The organism is Kitasatospora sp. NPDC040550, assembly GCF_055594965.1.
Genome location: NZ_JBVIWC010000053.1, coordinates 1 through 17,991, shown reverse-complemented (window position 1 = coordinate 17,991; position 17,991 = coordinate 1). Strand labels below are relative to the sequence as shown.

The 17,991-nt window shown below is 73.8% G+C and carries 15 protein-coding genes; 5 read left to right on the top strand and 10 right to left on the bottom strand.

The genetic code is table 11. From position 1 onward, the window contains the following. Positions 1-90: 90 nt before the first annotated feature. The 5 genes from ACZ58X_RS39790 to dxr all read right to left on the bottom strand — a co-directional run bounded on the left by ACZ58X_RS39790 (position 91) and on the right by dxr (position 5,869). Positions 91-672 carry a GNAT family N-acetyltransferase gene (locus ACZ58X_RS39790; RefSeq protein WP_470338448.1) on the bottom strand — a complete coding sequence of 194 codons (582 nt, stop codon included), beginning with the start codon at positions 670-672 and terminating at the stop codon, positions 91-93. A gap of 155 nt (positions 673-827) precedes the next feature. Next, positions 828-1,703 carry a GNAT family N-acetyltransferase gene (locus ACZ58X_RS39785; RefSeq protein ID WP_470338450.1) on the bottom strand — a complete coding sequence of 292 codons (876 nt, stop codon included), beginning with the start codon at positions 1,701-1,703 and terminating at the stop codon, positions 828-830. 217 nt (positions 1,704-1,920) lie between these two features. Then, positions 1,921-3,081, bottom strand: a complete 1,161-nt coding sequence (gene ispG, locus ACZ58X_RS39780) for a flavodoxin-dependent (E)-4-hydroxy-3-methylbut-2-enyl-diphosphate synthase (protein WP_470338447.1) — start codon at positions 3,079-3,081, stop codon at positions 1,921-1,923. Positions 3,082-3,225: 144 nt separating this feature from the next. Further along, on the bottom strand, positions 3,226-4,530 hold the full coding sequence (locus ACZ58X_RS39775; RefSeq protein WP_470338446.1) for a M50 family metallopeptidase: 1,305 nt from the start codon (positions 4,528-4,530) through the stop codon (positions 3,226-3,228). Between the two features lie 109 nt (positions 4,531-4,639). After that, positions 4,640-5,869 (bottom strand): 1-deoxy-D-xylulose-5-phosphate reductoisomerase, encoded by a 1,230-nt coding sequence (gene dxr / locus ACZ58X_RS39770; RefSeq protein ID WP_470338445.1) that lies wholly within the window; start codon positions 5,867-5,869, stop codon positions 4,640-4,642. 68 nt (positions 5,870-5,937) lie between these two features. On the opposite strand from dxr, the gene ACZ58X_RS39765 reads away from it, so the two are divergent. Continuing rightward, the gene (locus ACZ58X_RS39765; RefSeq protein WP_470338444.1) at positions 5,938-6,606 is read left to right on the top strand and encodes an NAD(P)-binding oxidoreductase; all 669 of its coding nucleotides are present in this window, start codon (positions 5,938-5,940) and stop codon (positions 6,604-6,606) included. A gap of 53 nt (positions 6,607-6,659) precedes the next feature. Here ACZ58X_RS39765 and ACZ58X_RS39760 read toward each other — a convergent pair whose 3' ends face one another. The 3 genes from ACZ58X_RS39760 to ACZ58X_RS39750 form a co-directional block, all read right to left on the bottom strand. Then, positions 6,660-8,102 (bottom strand): aldehyde dehydrogenase family protein, encoded by a 1,443-nt coding sequence (locus tag ACZ58X_RS39760; protein ID WP_470338443.1) that lies wholly within the window; start codon positions 8,100-8,102, stop codon positions 6,660-6,662. Positions 8,103-8,246: 144 nt separating this feature from the next. Then, the gene (locus ACZ58X_RS39755; RefSeq protein WP_470338442.1) at positions 8,247-9,812 is read right to left on the bottom strand and encodes a PucR family transcriptional regulator; all 1,566 of its coding nucleotides are present in this window, start codon (positions 9,810-9,812) and stop codon (positions 8,247-8,249) included. A 162-nt stretch (positions 9,813-9,974) separates the two neighbouring features. Next, positions 9,975-12,047, bottom strand: a complete 2,073-nt coding sequence (locus tag ACZ58X_RS39750) for a type IV secretory system conjugative DNA transfer family protein (RefSeq protein ID WP_470338441.1) — start codon at positions 12,045-12,047, stop codon at positions 9,975-9,977. 241 nt (positions 12,048-12,288) lie between these two features. Here ACZ58X_RS39750 and gabT point away from each other — a divergent pair, with 241 nt between their 5' ends. After that, positions 12,289-13,629 (top strand): 4-aminobutyrate--2-oxoglutarate transaminase, encoded by a 1,341-nt coding sequence (gene gabT, locus ACZ58X_RS39745; RefSeq protein ID WP_470338440.1) that lies wholly within the window; start codon positions 12,289-12,291, stop codon positions 13,627-13,629. Positions 13,630-14,176: 547 nt separating this feature from the next. After that, the gene (locus ACZ58X_RS39740; RefSeq protein WP_470338439.1) at positions 14,177-14,806 is read left to right on the top strand and encodes a phosphatase PAP2 family protein; all 630 of its coding nucleotides are present in this window, start codon (positions 14,177-14,179) and stop codon (positions 14,804-14,806) included. A gap of 31 nt (positions 14,807-14,837) precedes the next feature. Here the strand turns inward: ACZ58X_RS39740 and ACZ58X_RS39735 are convergent, their stop codons facing one another. Continuing rightward, positions 14,838-15,194 carry a DUF2218 domain-containing protein gene (locus ACZ58X_RS39735; protein WP_470338438.1) on the bottom strand — a complete coding sequence of 119 codons (357 nt, stop codon included), beginning with the start codon at positions 15,192-15,194 and terminating at the stop codon, positions 14,838-14,840. Between the two features lie 166 nt (positions 15,195-15,360). Between ACZ58X_RS39735 and ACZ58X_RS39730 the strand changes: the two genes are divergently transcribed. Continuing rightward, positions 15,361-15,933, top strand: coding sequence for a MarR family winged helix-turn-helix transcriptional regulator (locus tag ACZ58X_RS39730; protein WP_470338437.1), 573 nt, complete (start codon positions 15,361-15,363; stop codon positions 15,931-15,933). Here ACZ58X_RS39730 and ACZ58X_RS39725 read toward each other — a convergent pair. Continuing rightward, positions 15,824-16,765 carry an EamA family transporter gene (locus ACZ58X_RS39725; RefSeq protein ID WP_470338449.1) on the bottom strand — a complete coding sequence of 314 codons (942 nt, stop codon included), beginning with the start codon at positions 16,763-16,765 and terminating at the stop codon, positions 15,824-15,826. The genes ACZ58X_RS39730 and ACZ58X_RS39725 overlap by 110 nt on opposite strands. Before the next feature lie 145 nt (positions 16,766-16,910). Between ACZ58X_RS39725 and ACZ58X_RS39720 the strand changes: the two genes are divergently transcribed. Next, positions 16,911-17,816: a LysR family transcriptional regulator gene (locus ACZ58X_RS39720; RefSeq protein ID WP_470338436.1), complete on the top strand. Its 906-nt coding sequence runs from the start codon at positions 16,911-16,913 to the stop codon at positions 17,814-17,816. Positions 17,817-17,991: the final 175 nt, after the last annotated feature.

The following is a 17,991-nucleotide window of genomic DNA, read 5'->3' as shown; positions in this document are numbered from 1 at the left end:
TCCTCCGACAACACCAACTCGACCTTTGGCCGACCCGTCCGCGCCACAGCCCCAGTCTATATTTATGAATGAAATTCCAGACTCAGGACACTAGGACGGGCCCCCGGCCGGACCGAACCCGGCCACATCCCCGCGCCGCCGCAACGGCAGCCGCGCCCCCATCACCGCGTACAGCCGGTCCGTCGCCGGGAACCGCACCGCCCGGGCCAGGTCCTGGTAACCCAGCGCCCGGTAGAGCCGCCGGGCCGGTGTCTCCGCGTCGATCGCCGACAGGATGCTGCGCTCCAGGCCCGAGCCCTCACACAGCAGCCGGATCAGCCGCGAGCCCACGCCCTGGCCCTGGAACTCCGGCAGCACGTGCAGTTCGGTGACCGCGAACACGCCGTCCAGCCAGTCCCCGTAGCCCCGGGCGGTCAGGTACGGCTCGATGACGGTGCTCCACCAGTGGTCCCGCTGGTTCGGCATCCCGTACCCGAACCCGACCAGTCGGCCGCCGCTCATCGCCCCGAAGGCGATCACCCCGGGCTGCCGGGCGTGCCGCCCGACGATGTGCAGCCGGACCGCGACCTCCTCGGGCGTCAGCCCGAACGCCACCGCCTGGACGTCCAGCGCCTGCGGCGCCCAGGTTGCGAGGTCGATGGCCTCGATCGTCACCCCGGTCAGCTGATCCATGCTCCGGACGTTACTACCAGCGGCCCCGTGGCGCGGCCGAAGATCCGAACCCAACAACCGGCGACGGACCGGCGAACCGCGCCACAACGCCGCCCCGGGTCCGGGCACCCCCGGCACCCGCCCGGGCACCCGGGCCCGGGGCGCTCACGGCGACGTCAGAACAGCACGCTCATGAAGGCCCCGACCTCCCGGAACCCGACCCGTCGATACGCGGCCCGCGCCCGCAGGTTGAAGTCGTTGACGTACAGCGAGACCACCGGCGCCACCTCGCGCAGCGCGACGTCCAGCACGGCCGCCATCCCGGTCTCGGACAGCCCCTGGCCGCGGTGCTCGGGTGCCACCCAGACGCCCTGGATCTGGCAGGCGCCCTGGGTCACGGCTCCGATCTCGGCCTTGAACACCACCCGGCCGTCCTCGGCGAAGCGCGCGAACGACCGCCCGGTGGTGACGAGTTCGGCCACCCGGGCCTGGTAGAGCAGCCCGCCGTCGCCGGCCAGTGGCGACACCCCCACCTCCTCGGTGAACATCGCCACGCAGGCGGGCATCAGCGCCTCCACCTCGGTGCGCCGCACCCGGCGCACCAGTGGGTCGGGCGCGATCTCCGCGGACGGCGAGGAGGTCGCCAACAGCGGCTGGTGGCCCCGGACTTCGCGCGCGGGGCCCCAACTCCGTTCCAGCAGCGCCCAGAAGGCGGCGGTCGCCCCGGCCGGGCCGACGATCGAGGAGCAGCGCCGGCCCTGGCGCCGGGCCCGCTCCGCGAAGGCGGCGACGGCCTGCGGCCCGGCGTTGACCAGGACGAGGTTCGCCCCGGCGTAGCAGAGGGCGTCGAGCACGCCGTCCGCGCCGTACCAGCCCCACATCTCCCCGCCGAGCCGCCACGGGTCCAGCCCGACGGCCTCGACCCGGGTCGCGACGAAGGCGTTGGCGACCGGGTCACGGTGGAGGATCTCCAGGGCGTCCGCCAGGTCGGGCGGTTCCAGCACGCGGGTGGTGGCCAGCGCCCGGGCGGCCTGGAAGGAGCTGGGGAGCATCACACCTCGATCGATCATCGAGACAGCACCTCACTGAGACGACTCTGGCCGCACCCTACTCCGTGGCCCCACCCGGCTACGGCCGCGGGGCCGTCCGCGAACGGACGCCCCCGCTTCCGGAAGACTACGCGGCACCCGCATGCGGACCGCTCGGCGGCCACCCCCCGGTGACGTGACCGCTCGGCGGCCACCCCGCGACGACGTGACCGCTCGGCGGTCACTCCGCGGCGACGACGGTCGGCGAACCGGCCTCGACGCCCTCCTCCTGCATCTGCTCGGCGAGCTTGAGCGCCTCCTCGATCAGGGTCTCGACGATCTTTGACTCGGGGACGGTCTTGATCACCTGGCCCTTGACGAAGATCTGGCCCTTGCCGTTGCCGGAGGCGACCCCGAGGTCGGCCTCGCGGGCCTCGCCCGGCCCGTTCACGACGCAGCCCATGACGGCGACCCGCAGCGGCACCTCCATGCCCTCCAGCCCGGCGGTGACCTCCTCCGCGAGCTTGTAGACGTCGACCTGGGCGCGGCCGCAGGACGGGCAGGAGACGATCTCCAGCCCGCGCTGGCGCAGCCCGAGCGACTCCAGGATCTGGTTGCCGACCTTGATCTCCTCGGCCGGAGGGGCCGACAGCGAGACCCGGATGGTGTCGCCGATGCCCTCGGCCAGCAGCGCGCCGAAGGCGACCGCGGACTTGATGGTGCCCTGGAAGGCCGGACCGGCCTCGGTGACGCCCAGGTGCAGCGGGTAGTCGCAGGCGGCGGCGAGCTGGCGGTAGGCGTTGATCATCACGACCGGGTCGTTGTGCTTGACCGAGATCTTGATGTCGCGGAAGTCGTGCTCCTCGAACAGCGAGCACTCCCAGAGGGCGGACTCGACCAGCGCCTCGGGGGTGGCGCGGCCGTACTTCTCCAGCAGCCGCTTGTCGAGCGAGCCGGCGTTGACGCCGATCCGGATCGGGACGCCGGCGTCCTTGGCGGCCTTGGCGATCTCGCCGACCTTGTCGTCGAAGGCCTTGATGTTGCCCGGGTTGACGCGCACCGCCGCGCAACCGGCGTCGATCGCGGCGAAGACGTACTTGGGCTGGAAGTGGATGTCCGCGATGACCGGGATCTTCGACTTCTTGGCGATGATCGGCAGCGCGTCGGCGTCGTCCTGGGACGGGCACGCGACGCGGACGATCTGACAGCCGGACGCGGTCAGTTCCGCGATCTGCTGCAGCGTGGCGTTGACGTCGGCCGTCACGGTGGTGGTCATCGACTGCACGGAGACGGGGGCGTCGCCGCCGACCGGCACGTTGCCGACCATGATCTGCCGGGAGTACCGGCGCTTGGCCAGTGGCTTGAGCGGCAGGGACGGAATACCGAGCGAGATCGCGGTCATGTGCGCAGGGTTCCCCGGGGTTGAGGTGTGGGTCGACCGCCCGGCCGCTGGGACGGCCGAGGCCGGGCGCGCCACGATCGCGCACCCGGCCTCCACGGTACGGCACGGCGATGGCGCCCAGCACACCCGCCGTACCCGAACGTCCTAGCCGATCTTCACCGGGTTCACCAGGTCGGCCACCATCACCAGCAGGGTGAAGCCGATGAAGATGCTGGCCACGACGTAGGCGACCGGCATCAGCTTGGCGACGTCGAACGGGCCCGGATCGGGCCGCCGGAACAGCTGTGCGAACCGGCGACGGACCGACTCCCAGACCGCGCCCGCGATGTGGCCACCGTCCAGCGGCAGCAGCGGCAGCATGTTGAACAGGAAGAGCGACAGGTTGATGCCGGCCAGCAGGTTCACGAAGATCGCGATCCGCTGCGCGGCCGACTCGTGCAGGGAGAACACCTCGCCGCTGACCCGGGCGGCGCCGACCATGCCGATCGGCGAGTCCGGGTCGCGCGGGGCGTCGCCGACGACGGCGTTCCACAGGCCGGGGATCTTGCCGGGCAGGGCGGCCAGCGACTTCACCCCGTTCTCGGCCATGTCGTACATCCGGTCGACCGACTGCCCGAGGCCGAGCTGGACCGTGTCGCTCTTCGGGGTGAACCCGAGGAACCCGGCCTGGACGGTCTGGCCCTTCACCGGCACGCCGTTGCCGTCGTACTTCTGCACGTCGTTGACGGCGATGGTGGGCGTGAAGGTGAGCTGCCGGCCGCCGCGCTCCACGACGATCGCCACCTGCTTGCCCGCCGACTTCCGGATGTCCGCCTGGAGCTGGTCGTAGTCGCGGATCCGGTCGCCGTCGAAGGAGAGCACCTTGTCCCCCTGGCGCAGGCCCACCTCGTTGGCCGGGGTCTTGGGCGCGTCGGCGGGGCAGGTGTCGGTGGGCTGACCGGCCTTGACCACGCACTGGGCGACCGAGCCGATGGTCGGCACCGCCATGGTGACGCCGAAGCCCATCATGACCGTCAGGAACAGCCCGAACGCCAGCACCAGGTTCATGAACGGCCCGGCGAACATGACGATGACCCGCTTCCAGGGCTTGCGGGTGTAGAACAGCCGGGTCTCGTCGCCCTCCTGGAGCTCCTCGTAGGAGGCCTCACGGGCGTCCTCGATCATGGACCGCCAGGGCGAGCTGCTGCGCTTGGTGATCCGGCCGTCCTCGCCCGGCGGGAACATCCCGATCATCCGGATGTACCCGCCGAAGGGGATCGCCTTGATCCCGTACTCGGTCTCGCCCTTCCGGCGCGACCAGATGGTCGGGCCGAAGCCGACCATGTACTGGGGCACCCGGATGCCGAACAGCTTGGCCGTGGAGAGGTGGCCGAGCTCGTGCCAGGCGATCGAGACGAGCAATCCGACCACGAAGACCAGGATGCCGACCACCGTCAAAACCGTTGCCACCGCTGGTCCTCCGTCATGCCGCTCCGCTCATCGTCTCGTCGTACCGCGATCCGTGCCGTACCGTGCCGCGGTCCCGGTCGGGCCGGGCACCGCCGCCGGAGTGGGGCCGTCAGCCCGCCGCCAGCTCGCGGGCCCGGGCACGTGCCCAGTCCTCCGCGTGCAGGACGTCCTCGACGGTCAGGGAAGTTCCCGCCGCCGGCGTCCCGTGCTCGGCCACGACCTTGGCAACAGTGTCCACGATCCCGGTGAAGGCGAGGCGGCCCTTCAGGAAGGCCTCCACGCACTCCTCGTTCGCCGCATTGAACACCGCCGGCGCCGTTCCGCCCAGGGTGCCCACCTCACGGGCCAGCTCGACGGCCGGGAAGGCCTCGTCGTCCAGCGGGAAGAACTCCCAGGTCGCGGCCTTGGTCCAGTCACAGGCGGGCGCCGCGTCCGGCACCCGGTCCGGCCAGCCCAGACCGAGCGCGATCGGCATCCGCATGTCCGGCGGGCTCGCCTGCGCCAGCGTCGAACCGTCGGTGAACTCCACCATCGAGTGCACCACCGACTGCGGATGGACCACGACCTCGATCCGGTCGAACGGCACGTCGTACAGCAGGTGCGCCTCGATCACCTCCAGGCCCTTGTTCACCAGGGTGGCCGAGTTGATCGTGACGACCGGGCCCATCGCCCAGGTCGGGTGCGCCAGCGCCTCCTGCGGGGTCACCCCGGCCAGCTGCTCCCTGGTCCGGGTACGGAACGGGCCGCCGCTCGCCGTCACGACCAGCTTGCGCACCTCGGCCCGGGTGCCGCCCGCCAGCGCCTGGAACAGCGCCGCGTGCTCGGAGTCCACCGGCACGATCTGGCCCGGCTTCGCCACCGCCTTCACCAGCGGGCCGCCGACGATCAGCGACTCCTTGTTGGCCAGCACCAGCACCCGCCCGGCCCGCAGCGCGGCCAGCGTCGGCGCCAGGCCGATCGAACCGGTGATGCCGTTCAGCACCGAGTGGCACTCCATCCCCGCCAGCTCGGTCGCCGCGTCCGGCCCCACCAGCACGGCCGGCAGCGGACGGCCCGCCGCCCCCGCCGCCAGCGCCTCGCGCAGCGCCGGCTCCGCCGCCGGATCGGCCACCGCCACGGTGTGCACACCCAGCCGCAGCGCCTGCTCGGCCAGCAGCCCCACCCGGCCGCCGGCCGCCGACAGGGCGACCACCCGGAACCGCTCCGGGTTGCGGAGCACCACGTCGATGGCCTGGGTGCCGATCGACCCGGTGGAACCGAGGATCACCAGCTCCCGGGGGCCGGAGGGGTCCGCCACGGTGGGCGTGAAACGCAGCTGCGGGTGGGCGAGCGAAGTCATGCGCCCATTGTGTCCTGTCCGAGACCTTTCCCAGGACGCCCCGGCACACCCGGGCTACCGTCGGACCCATGCGTACCGTCATCGCCGGAGGCCACGGACAGATCGCGCTCGGGCTCGAACGGCTGCTCGCCGACCGCGGCGACCGCCCCGCCGGGATCATCCGCCGCCCCGAACAGGCCCCGGACCTCGTCGCGGCCGGCGCCGAGCCGCTGCTGCTCGACCTGGAGTCCGCCACCGCCCCGCAGCTCGCCGCCCTGCTCGCCGACACCGACGCGGTGGTCTTCGCCGCCGGCGCCGGCCCCGGCAGCGGCGCCGCCCGCAAGAACACCGTCGACCGCGACGCCGCCGTCCTGCTCGCCGACGCCGCCGAACTCGCCGGCGTCCGGCGCTACCTCATGGTCTCCTCGATGGGCGCCGACGCGGCCGCCCACCACCCCGCCGACGAGGTCTTCGAGACCTACCTGCGGGCCAAGGGCGCCGCCGACGACGCCGTGCGCGCCCGCACCTCACTGGACTGGACGGTGCTGCGCCCCGGGCGGCTCACCGACGGCCCCGGCACCGGCCTGGTCCGCCTCGCCCCCGCCGTCGGCCGCGGCGCGGTCGACCGGGCCGACGTGGCCGCCGTCCTGGCCGCCCTGCTGCACGAACCCGGCACCGCCGGACAGACCCTGGAACTGGTCGCCGGGAACGCCACCGTCGCCGAGGCGGTCGCCGCCGCGGCCGGACACGGCGCCTGAACGCAGCGCGGGGCCCGGTCCGCACCGGACCGGGCCCCGCGGCGAGCGGTCCCTCAGAGGTCGAGGCCGGTCAGCACCATGACCTTCTCGACGGTGTAGTCGTCCATCGCGTACTTGACGCCCTCACGGCCGACACCGGAGTCCTTGACGCCGCCGTACGGCATCTGGTCGGCCCGGTAGGACGGCGCGTCGCCGATGATCACACCACCGACCTCCAGCTCCCGGTGCGCCCGGAAGGCGGTCTGCAGGTCATGGGTGAACACGCCCGCCTGCAGGCCGAACGGCGAGTCGTTGACCGCCGCGAAGGCCTCCTCGACGCCCTCCACCCGGTGCAGCGACAGCACCGGGCCGAACACCTCGGCCTTGGCCAGGATCGCGTCGGCGGGCAGCTCGGCCAGCACGGTCGGGGCGTAGGTCGCGCCCTCGCGGGTCCCGCCCGCGAGCAGCTTGGCACCCTTGGCGACCGCGTCGTCCACCCAGGACTCCACCCGCTTCGCGGCGTTCTCGTCGACCAGCGGGCCGACGTCCGTCGCGTCGTCGTTCGGGTCACCGGTGACCTGCGCCGCGACCTTCGCCACGACCTTCTCCACCAGCGCGTCGTACACCGACGCGTCGGCGATCACCCGCTGCACCGAGATGCAGGACTGGCCGCCCTGGTAGTTCGCGAACATCGCGATCCGGGTCGCCGCCCAGTCCAGGTCCGCCTCCGAGGACCAGTCCGCCAGCACCACGGCCGCGGCGTTGCCGCCCAGCTCCAGGGTGGTGTGCTTGCGCGGCACCGAGTCCATGATCTGGTAGCCGACCTTGTCCGAACCGGTGAAGGAGATCACCGGCACGCGCGGGTCCTGCACCAGGGCCGGCATCCGCTCGTTCGGCACCGTCAGGATCGACCAGGACCCGACCGGCAGGTCCGTCTCGGCCAGGATCTCGCCCAGCACCATCGCCGACAGCGGCGTCGCCGGGGCCGGCTTGAGGATGATCGGGGCACCGACCGCGATCGCCGGGGCGACCTTGTGGGCGACCAGGTTCAGCGGGAAGTTGAACGGGGCGATCCCCAGCACCACACCGCGCGGGAAGCGGCGCACCACCGCGAAGCGGCCCACGCCGCCCGGGTCGGTGTCCAGCCGCATCGTCTCGCCGTTGGTGCGGCGCGCCTCCTCGGCGGCCCAGCGGAAGACCGACACCGCGCGGCCGACCTCACCGCGCGCCCACTTGACCGGCTTGCCGTTCTCGGCCGTGATCAGCTGGGCGAGCTCCTCGGTGCGCTCCGCCAGCCGCTTGGCCACGTGGTCCAGGGCGGCGGCCCGCTGGTGCGCCGGGGTCGCGGCGAACACCGGCAGCGCGGCCACGGCGGCGTCCAGCGCCTCCTCGACCTGGGCCTCGGTCGGCACGCTGACCCGGCCGACCAGACGGCCGTCCCAGCTGTTGTGCACCTCGAAGTCGGCGTCACCGCTCGCCCGGCGGCCGGCGAGCCAGAAATCGTACGTGGTGGTCACCGTGGTACCGGCCCTCTCCTCGTCGTCGTACGGCCCACGGGCGTGGGACCCGAACCCGAGGGTAGGTGCGCGGACCGGCCGACCGGATTGGCCGACTAGGAGCGTTCCGCCCCGGAGCCACTCCACCGCGTCCAGCCGGGCCCGCTACTCCTCACCGGAACGCAACGCCAGCCACAGCTCCATCCGCACGTCCGTGTCGTCCAGCGAACGGCCCAGCAGCTCCTCGACCCGCCGCATCCGGTAGCGCAGCGTGTGCCGGTGCACCCCCAGGTCCGCCGCGGCGGCGTCCCACTGCCCGTGCCGCGACAGCCACGCCCGCAGCGAGGCCACCAGGTCCCCGCGGGCCGTCCGGTCGTGCTCGCGCAGCGGCCGCAGCAGCCCCTCCGCGAACGCCGTCACCGCGTCCTCACCGAGCAGCGGCAGCAGCGACCCCGCGCCGACCTCCTCGTGGTCCACCGACCGGCGACCACCGCGCAGGGCCACCGCCAACGCCCGCTCCGCCTGCGCGTGCGCCGTACCCGCCTCCTCCAGCGCGGCCGGCGCCGAGACGCCCAGCGACAGGCCCTCGTGCTCCTCCACCGCCCCCAGACAGGCCCGGTGCACCGCGCCGTTGTCCAGCGCCAGCACCACCAGCCGCGGCCCGTGCGCGCCGTCCTCCCGCGCCACCAGCAGCTTCTCGCCCACCCGGGCACCCGCCTGCTCGGCGCGGTCCCCCAGCTCCACCAAGGCCTCCGCGGCGTCCGCGTTCGGCCCCGTCCCGGCCACCAGGACCCTTATCGTCCCCTCCGGCAGACCGCCGAACAGCCCCACCGCCACCTGCCGGGCCGTCGCCACCTCGCCCGCCAGCACCATCCGCAGCAGCGCCGCGCCCATCCGCTCCTCGGCCTGCCGCAGCTCGCGCGAACGCTCCAGGGTGAGCGTCAGCAGCGCCACCGCCGCGTTCAGCACGTACCGCTCGGTCGGCGTGATCCGGTCCTCGGTCCCGACCGCCAGGAAACCCCGGGCCCGCCGGTCCGCCCCCAGCGACTGGACCACCACGTAGTCCTCGTCCGCCGTGTCTATCCCCGGCGACCGCCCCTGCAGCGCGGCACTCGACGGCGCCGGCCGCCGACGCAGCCGGTCCACCTCCGCCGCCAGCCGCCCCGCCCGGCGCGCCGCCCAGTCCGGCGCCACCACCGACAGCGCGCCCGACCCGTCGTACAGCGCCGCCCAGCCCCCCAGCCGCGCCGCCAGCCGGCGCACCACGGCCGTCGTGCCGTCCTTGCCCAGCGCCGCCCGGGTCAGCTCCTCCTGCGCCTCGAAACTCGTCGTCACCGCCTCGTACTGCTCCGCGGCCAGCGCCGCCGACACCACCTTGCTGATCGCGATGAACGGCGTCGGCTCCGGCACCCGCAGCAACGGCAGACCCCGCTGCTGCGCCGCGTCCACCAACGGCTGCGGCACCTCGGTGTGCGACAGGCCCACCCCCAGGCCCAGCCCGACCACCCCGGCATCGGCCAACCGGTGCACGTACGCCTGCAACTGCGCCGCCGTGCGGCCCAGCTTGATACCGGTGGTGAGCAGCAGCTCACCACCCTCCAGGAACGGCGTCGGGTCGTCCAGCTCGCTGGTGTGCACCCAGCGGACCTGCCGTTCCAGATGGTCCGCACCGGCGAGCACCGTCAGGTGGAGCGAACTGTTGCGGACGACGGAGGCGAGTGTGGGGGGCATGGCACCTTCGGGGGGTCGACCTGACCGCGCCGTTGCGGCCGGGCGAGGAGAGGGCAGTGGGACTGGTGAGGGTCTCTCCCCCTCATTATGGACGCCCCGGACAACCGGCACTGCCGAATCCACCTCGAAGGCGACTTCCCCGGGCCCGGCCGCGGCCCCGGCTCACCCGCGCAGATCGACCAGCAACGGCGGCACCTGCTCCCCCGACACCGCCGTCAACGACACCACCGCGTGCCCGGCCGGCAACGCGTGCGCCAGATCCGACGGCGACCACCTGAGCCGCTCCACGTCCCGCGTCGTCACCGACTCCGTCTGCGCCGTCGTCCCCGACAACGCCTTCCGCCCGAGCCGCCCGGCCCGACGCACGACCCCACCGGAGGTGTCGGGGGTGTGGGTCACCGCGGTCTCCTGAACCAGGTGCGTCCCCCAGGCCTCCGAGAACAGCCGTCCGTCCCAGGGCGCGATCCCGGGGAAGGCCACCCGGCAGCCCACCGCGCCGAACAGCGGCGCCCGCAGCGCCTCCGGCAGGTCCACCAGGGTGCGCAGCAGCAGCACCGCCCCCGCGTTCGCGCCGCGCATCCGCTGCAGACCGCGGACGGTGTTGGCGTCCAGCGCCGCCGAGGCGTCGTCCACCACCAGTCCGGCGAACAGCGAACGGTCCTCCCGCGCACCGGCCGCCTGCACGAACTGCCCCACCACCAGCCGGGACAGCATCCGGGCCGCCTCCGGGTGACTGCGCTCGGGCAGCTTCACCCGCACCCGCAGCGGGTGGTCCAGCACCCGCATCGCGAACGGGGGTCGACCCGTCCCGTCGGTCGCGAAGGCCCCCTCGAAGGCGGGCCGCTCCAGCAGCCCCAGCCGGTCCGCCAGCAGCGCCCCCGGGTCGTCCGCCCGGCCCCGCTGGCGCTCCCGGTACTCCAGGTCCCGCTCGTACGCGGCCAGTCGGCCCGCCGTGCCGAGCGCCTTCACCAGCGCCGCCAACGCGTCCGGCTCGCCGCCCAGCAGGGCCCGCAGCTCACGCACCCCCGGGTAGCGGCGGTACGCGGCATGGAACGGACCCACCACCTGCTGCAGCGCCGTCCGGGCGTTCTCCGCGCGGGCGGTCAGCTCGTCCGGCAGCAGGGCGTCGGCCAGCCGGGCCGCGGCCTCGTCCGGGTCCTGCGCCGCGCCGTACAGGTCCAGCCCGTACACCGAGGCCGGGTCACCGGGCGCGATCACCACGTCGTACCAGGAATCCGGGCCCAGGTCGGCGTCCGCCGCCCCGACCACCACCGCGCACGCGGTACCGGCCAGCGCCTGCAGGCACAGCGCCTCCGCCACCGGCCGGGCCAGCCGTGCCGTCTTCCCCGTCCCCGCCGGACCGACCGCCAGCAGCGAGGTGCCCAGCACCGCCGGATCCAGTGCGAAGTCCGCCGCCCGGTGGCTCACCGGGTTCTTCGGCACGTCCTGCGCCACGCCGAGGCAGACCTGGCCCAGCAGCAGGTCGTGCCGCCGCACCCGGCCGGGCAGCTCACGCGCCTCGGACGGGTGGGCGAAGGCCGCCGCGCCGCGCGCCGCCACCTGCTCGGTGAACGCGGGCACGAACGCCGGATCCGCCTGCGCGGACTCCCAAGCGCGCTGGATCCGCACGTAGTCGACGTCGCCGACCGCCTCGGCCTCCAGCCGGGCCGCCGCCTCGAACGCCCCGCCGTGCCGCAGCCCGTCCCACGGATCCCGCCCGCGGACCGCCTCCACCACCGCCCCGTCCTCCTCGGCGGGCTCCACCTGCGTCACCGTCCGCGACAGCAGCGGGGCGACGTAGCGGCGCCAGACCTCGGGCCAGCGGCCCATCCGGCCGAAGACCTTGATGACGGCAGCAGCCACCACGACGTTCACCGACAACCCGACGACGGTCACCAGGGTCTCGGTGGGGTGATCGACCCACACGGTGATCACGATCAGGCGGAGCACCAGCTGGGTGCCGTAGACGAAGGCCAGCCACCCCACCACCGCGTTGAGCGCCGCCCGCAGCAGCAGCGGCCAGGTGGGGACGCGGGCGGCCTCCGCACGTTCCGGGTCGATGCGGCGGTAGCCGAGGCGGTAGACGCCGGGTTCGGCCTCGGGGCGTGGGGCGGTGGCCCAGGCGGCGAGGTCGAAGGCCCCGCCGGGGGCGGTGGCCGGGCGTTGGTGGGGGAGGGGGGTCGGGGGTCTGGTGGTGGTGTGGTCGACCTGGTGGTGTGACCCGTCCTGTGCCATGTACGGCCCCGCTCCCTCGCCCGCCCGGCCCGACCGCCGTCGGTGCCGCCATACCCATGCCGCCGTACCGGCGACACGCCCGCGCTCAGGGTAGTGGAGCGGGGCCTGCGGGTAGTCGTGGCGCTCGGGCTGGCCGTGCCGGACAAGTCGGACGGCGCAGTGCTACCGAGTGGCGCATGCCCGGTCGGGGAGGGCGGCCGTAGCCTGCGAAGCACCGAGCCGAGAAGTCTGGAGATACCCCATGAGCGCCGTAACGCCGCTCCCGCAGGAGCGCCGCCTGGTCACCGCGATCCCGGGTCCGAAGTCGCAGGAGCTGCAGGCCCGCAAGCTGGGTGCGGTGGCGGCCGGTGTCGGCACCACCCTGCCGGTGTACATCGCCCGCGCCAACGGCGGCGTGCTGGAGGACGTGGACGGCAACTCGCTGATCGACTTCGGTTCCGGCATCGCCGTGACCAACGTCGGCAACAGCGCCGAGGCCGTGGTGGCCCGGGCGAGCGAGCAGCTGGCCGCCTTCACCCACACCTGTTTCATGGTGACCCCGTACGAGGGTTACGTGGCCGTCGCCGAGCAGCTGAACGAGCTGACCCCGGGTGACCACGAGAAGCGCACGGCGCTGTTCAACTCGGGCGCCGAGGCGGTCGAGAACGCGGTGAAGATCGCCCGCGCGTACACCAAGCGCACCGCCGTCGTGGTGTTCGACCACGGCTACCACGGCCGCACCAACCTGACCATGGGCCTGACGGCGAAGAACATGCCGTACAAGCAGGGCTTCGGTCCGTTCGCCCCGGAGATCCACCGGGTGCCGGTGGCCTACCCGTACCGCTGGCTGACGGGTGCGGAGAACTGCGCCGCCGAGGCCGCCGCGCAGGCGATCGACATGATCAACAAGCAGATCGGCGCGGAGAACGTCGCCGCAATCATCATCGAGCCGATCCAGGGTGAGGGCGGCTTCATCGAGCCGGCCAAGGGCTTCCTGCCGGCGATCGTGGAGTTCGCGAAGGCGAACGGCATCGTGTTCGTCGCCGACGAGATCCAGACCGGCTTCTGCCGCACCGGCCAGTGGTTCGCGTGCGAGGACGAGGGCATCGTCCCGGACCTGATCACCACCGCCAAGGGCATCGCCGGCGGTCTGCCGCTGGCCGCGGTGACGGGTCGCGCCGAGATCATGGACGCCGCGCACGCGGGTGGCCTGGGCGGCACCTACGGCGGCAACCCGGTGGCCTGTGCCGCCGCGCTGGGCTCGATCGAGACCATGAAGGAGCAGGACCTCGTCGGCAAGGCGCAGCGGATCGGTGAGGTCATGCTGGGCCGTCTGCGGGCCATGCAGGAGAAGTTCGACGTCATCGGCGAGGTCCGCGGCCGCGGCGCGATGATCGCCGTCGAGCTGGTGAAGCCGGGCACCAAGGAGGCGAACGCGGAGGTCACCGCGGCCATCGCCAAGGCCTGCCACGCCGAGGGCCTGGTGGTGCTGACCGCCGGCACCTACGGCAACGTGCTGCGCTTCCTGCCGCCGCTGGTCATGCCGGAGCACCTGCTGAACGAGGGCCTGGACATCCTGGAGGCGGCGTTCGCCGCCGTCTGAGCGGTGTCGCCGGTCAGGTCGTGAACCCCCCGCCGGAGGGTTGTCCGGACAGCGCTGAACGGCCCGTGGGGACCTCTGGTCCTCGCGGGCCGTTCGGTTTTCCATCCGGTTCCCGGCCGCTCGTCCGGCCGCTCGCCCGCGCGGTCCCCGGGCAGTCCCCGGGCGGTTTTCGCACGCCGACCGGGTGGTCGGGCATGATCGGGGGGACCGTCCGGAGGGCGTCCGGGGCGGGGTGAAGATGATGTGCGGAATCGCTGAAGGCGCTCGGTCGGGAAGGGCGGTTGACGTAGTGTCATCACCGATGGACAGCGAGCCCCAGCCGTTGGCGGGGCCGTCCGCGGGGCCTCCCGGAGGGGCCGGTCCGCGCGGGCCTCGCGAGGACAACCAGTCCGCCCCGGGAGGGGTGGCGCACACCGAAGGCCGATCGACCGACCGTCCGACCCACACCCCCCGGGGCGCACGGAACGGCGATCATCAGAGCCGCCCCGGAGCTCTCCCCCCTGCTCCGGGGCGGCTGTTCGCCGTTCCGGGCCGGGTGGCCCGGTCGGTGGCGGTGCCGGTGGTCGCGGCGGTGCTGCTGCTGGCGGTGTCCTGGCAGGTGGCGGTGGACGGGCCGCTGCTGGGGGTGGACCGCTGGGTGCGCGCGGCCGTCCGGACGTCCCACCGTGATCACCCGAGCGCCCTGCTGAACGACCTGGGCCACCTGCTGTCGAACCTGGGCGGCGGGGTGCCCGCCGTCCCGGTGCTGCTGGCGGCCGGGGGGCTGGCCGCCCGGTGGTGGCGTCGGGCGGGGGCGGCGCGCTGGTGGCTGCCGCTGCCGGTGGCGGCGCTCACGGCGGTGCTGATCCCGCTGCTGGTGGTCCCGGCGAAGGCCGGGTTCGCCCGGCCGGGTCCGCTCGGGGACCCGTTGCTGCCGGGGCAGTGGGGCTGGTACCCGTCCGGGCACACCGCGACGGCGGCCTTCTCGTACGGGGTGGCGGCGCTGCTGCTGGCCCGGGCGGCGGGGCGGCGGACGGCCCGGGGGCTGACCGCGGGCGCGGTGGTGCTGGCGCTCGGCGTGGGCGCGGGGCTGGTGTGGAGCGACTTCCACTGGCTGCTGGACGTGCTGGCGAGCTGGTGCCTGGCCGTCCTGGTGCTGTGGGCGCTCGACCGCCGGCTGCCGAGGCCGGGCGTCTGAGGGCGTCGGGCCCTCCGGGCGCCCGAGGGTGTCAGGCCTCGGGGGTGCCCTGCTCGGGGGCGTCCTCGTCGTCATTGCGGTGGACGAGGCCGGCCTCGCCGTTGTCGCGGTGCCACTCGACGACGAGTTCGTCGCGGGCACCGAAGCGGACGAGGTGGCGGCCGACGACGTCCTCCAGGCCGGCCAGGTCCTGGCGCTCGCCCTCGACGGTGAGCAGCAGGGCGTCCGGCTGGGCCTCCATGGTGGCGGTGCCGGCCTTGAAGACCAGGGTGCCGTGACCGGTCTCCGGGGAGAAGGAGGTCTCGATCCGCTTGCTCATGTGGGCGGCGAGCTGCTTGGCGTAGCGGGCGGGGCGGTCGGTGGCGACGCGGGCGGTGGAAACGGGCACGGGAACTCCAAGATCGGGAAGGGGAACTTAGGGTCCCCTCACTTGGAAGTACCGTAACGCAGATACTGAGCTAAGCTCAAGATATTTCTCCGAGCACTTCCACGGTCGGCCGCCCGCCCGGGACCGGCCGATACGCTTGGGCCGACCCCAGCCGAGGAGACCGCCGATGACCACCACGCCGACCGACGATCCGGCGGACCCCTCCCCCGGCCCCCGGCCCGGCACCCCCGGCACCTCCGGCACTTCCGGCACCTCCGGCGTCCCCGCCGAACTGGCGGACGCGATGACCAGGGCGATCAAGCGGATCCGCCGGCAGACCGGCTGGCGACTGGAGCCGTACGGCATCACCCCCGGCCAGGCCCGGGCACTGCGCACGCTCGCCCACGTGCCCGGCTGCGAGACACCGGACCGGGCGATGCGGCTGAGCGACCTCGCCGACAAGCTGCACATCGCCCCGCGCTCGGCCACCACGGTGGTCGACGCGCTGGAGGAGGCCGGACTGGTCGAACGCCGCCCCGACCCGGCCGACCGCCGGGCGGTCCGGATCCTGCTGACCGAGGAGGGGCGCGCGGCGGTGGAGCGGATCCTCCAGGTCCGGGACGAGGTCGCCCAGGACTACTTCGGCGAGGTCAGCCCCGAGGACGAGGAGGTGCTGCTGCGAGTGCTGCGGGCCGCCGAGGCGCGCTTCCTCGAAGCCGGGCCGCCACCGCGGACGGCGCCCCCGGGCGCAGCGCGGTGATCCCGATCCCGGCGATCACCAGCAGGGCGGCCGCGGCGGCCGCCGGGGTGACCCGCTCGCCGAGCAGCAGCCAGGCCGAGGACATCCCGAACACCGGTACCAGCAGCGAGTAGGGCGCGACCGCGGTGGCGTCGTAGCTGCGCAGCAGGTAGCTCCAGGCGACGAAGCCGAACAGGGTGGAGACCAGCCCGACGTAGCCGATCACGCCGAGCCCGGCCGGGGTCATCCCGCGCAGCGCCCGCAGGTCCGCGCCCGGGCCCTCCACCAGCAGGGACAGGGCCAGCAGCGGCAGCGGCGGCACGGCGCTGACCCAGACCATCCAGCGCAGCGCGTCCGGCGGCGCGGCCCGGCGGGTCAGCACGTTGGACAGGCCCCAGGCGACGGCGGCCAGCACGACCAGGACGAAGGCCCCGAACGGCCCGCCGAGGCCCTGGTCGACGGCGCTCAGGGCGATGCCCGCGAAGGCCAGGCCCAGGCCGAGCAGCCGCCGCCGGCCGGCGCGCTCGCGCAGCAAGCCGGCGGCGAACAGCGCGGTGAACCCCGCCTGCCCCTGGAGCACCAGGGAGGAGAGGCCGGCCGGCATCCCGGCGTGCATGCCGAGGAAGAGCAGCCCGAACTTGACCACCCCGAGCACCACGCCGACCGCCAGCACCCAGCGCCAGGCCACCCTGGGCGGGCCGACGAAGAAGATCGCGGGCACCGCGACCACGGCGAACCGCAGGGCGCAGAAGAGCAGCGGCGGGAAGCTGTCCAGGCCGACGTGGATGAGGACGAAGTTGAGGCCCCACACGGCGGCCACCAGGACGGCCAGGGCGATGTGACGGGGGCGCATGCTCGCGCCCGGGGCCGTGCCGGCCGGCGCGGCGGGGGTCACGGCCGGTGTTGCGGCGGGGGTCGCGGTCATGGGTCGAGCATGGTGGCGCGGGAACGTTTAGCACCAGCGATGAATACTGAACGGGACGCTTTAGGATCACTGCATGATGGATCTGGGGCGCCTGCGGGCGCTGCACGCGGTCTCGGTGCACGGCTCGGTCGGCGGCGCGGCGGCCGCGCTCGGCTTCACGCCCTCGGCGGTCTCCCAGCAGATCGCCAAGCTGGAGCGGGAGACCCGGACGGTGCTGCTGGAGCGGCAGGGCCGGGGCGTGGTGCTGACCGACGCGGCACGGGAGCTGGCCGCCACCGCGCGGACCCTCCTGGGGCTGGTGGAGCAGGCCGAGGTGCGGTTGGAGGAGCAGCGCGGCCGGGCGGTCGGGCGGCTGCTGGTGGCCGCCTTCGCGACCGGGGCGCGCGGGCTGATGCCCGGGGTGCTGGCCGAACTGCGGCGGCGCTGCCCGGAGCTGGACGTACGGCTGCTGGAGAGCGACCCGTACCCGGCGGCGGAGCTGGTGGCGCGCGGGGAGGTGGACCTGGCACTGGTGCAGGACTGGCCGACCGTGCCGCTCCCGGTGCAGGAGGGGCTCTCCCGGCTGGACCTCGGGACGGACCCGGTGGACCTGGTGCTGCCCGCCGGGGACGAGCTGACCCGGCTGGACGCGGTCCCGGTGGAGCGGCTGTGCGGGCAGCGCTGGATCAGCGTGCCACCGGGCAACATCTGCCACGACTGGCTGGTCCGCACCCTGCGCGAGGCCGGAGAGGAGCCGGACGTGCACTACCAGGTCGGCGACTTCGAGACCCAGATCGCGCTGGTCGCGGCCGGGCTGGGGATGGCCGTGGTCCCCCGGCTCGGCAGGGGCCCGCTGCCGGCCGGGGTGGCGGCCCGCCCGGTCGCCTCGCAGCCGAGCCGGCGGGTGTTCGCGCTCTGGCGCAGCCAGGCCTCCCGGCGGCCGGCCATCACCGAGGCGCTGGCGGCGATGCGGGACGGCTGGGGCGCCCTGCCGGGCTGAGGCGTGTCCCGTGGGTCGGGCCCGGCGGGCAGCACCAGGTCCGCCGGTACGCCGGTACGCCGGTACGCCGGGGCAGGCTCCTAGATGAATGAGTCCGATTGCTGGGCTGGCCGCGACCATGACGAAGGGTGCCCGTTGGTTGGTTTGTGAAGACGAACCTGGACACCCTTCTGAC

What these genes read in the sequence shown, in the direction of transcription:
- gabT (WP_470338440.1), top strand. Translation starts at nt 12,289, where the DNA reads ATGAGCGCCGTAACGCCGCTCCCGCAGGAGCGCCGCCTGGTCACCGCG.
- ispG (WP_470338447.1), bottom strand. Translation starts at nt 3,081, where the DNA reads ATGACCGCGATCTCGCTCGGTATTCCGTCCCTGCCGCTCAAGCCACTG.
- ACZ58X_RS39765 (WP_470338444.1), top strand. Translation starts at nt 5,938, where the DNA reads ATGCGTACCGTCATCGCCGGAGGCCACGGACAGATCGCGCTCGGGCTC.
- ACZ58X_RS39790 (WP_470338448.1), bottom strand. Translation starts at nt 672, where the DNA reads ATGGATCAGCTGACCGGGGTGACGATCGAGGCCATCGACCTCGCAACC.
- ACZ58X_RS39785 (WP_470338450.1), bottom strand. Translation starts at nt 1,703, where the DNA reads ATGCTCCCCAGCTCCTTCCAGGCCGCCCGGGCGCTGGCCACCACCCGC.
- ACZ58X_RS39755 (WP_470338442.1), bottom strand. Translation starts at nt 9,812, where the DNA reads ATGCCCCCCACACTCGCCTCCGTCGTCCGCAACAGTTCGCTCCACCTG.
- ACZ58X_RS39750 (WP_470338441.1), bottom strand. Translation starts at nt 12,047, where the DNA reads ATGGCACAGGACGGGTCACACCACCAGGTCGACCACACCACCACCAGA.
- ACZ58X_RS39730 (WP_470338437.1), top strand. Translation starts at nt 15,361, where the DNA reads ATGACCACCACGCCGACCGACGATCCGGCGGACCCCTCCCCCGGCCCC.
- dxr (WP_470338445.1), bottom strand. Translation starts at nt 5,869, where the DNA reads ATGACTTCGCTCGCCCACCCGCAGCTGCGTTTCACGCCCACCGTGGCG.
- ACZ58X_RS39720 (WP_470338436.1), top strand. Translation starts at nt 16,911, where the DNA reads ATGATGGATCTGGGGCGCCTGCGGGCGCTGCACGCGGTCTCGGTGCAC.
- ACZ58X_RS39725 (WP_470338449.1), bottom strand. Translation starts at nt 16,765, where the DNA reads ATGCGCCCCCGTCACATCGCCCTGGCCGTCCTGGTGGCCGCCGTGTGG.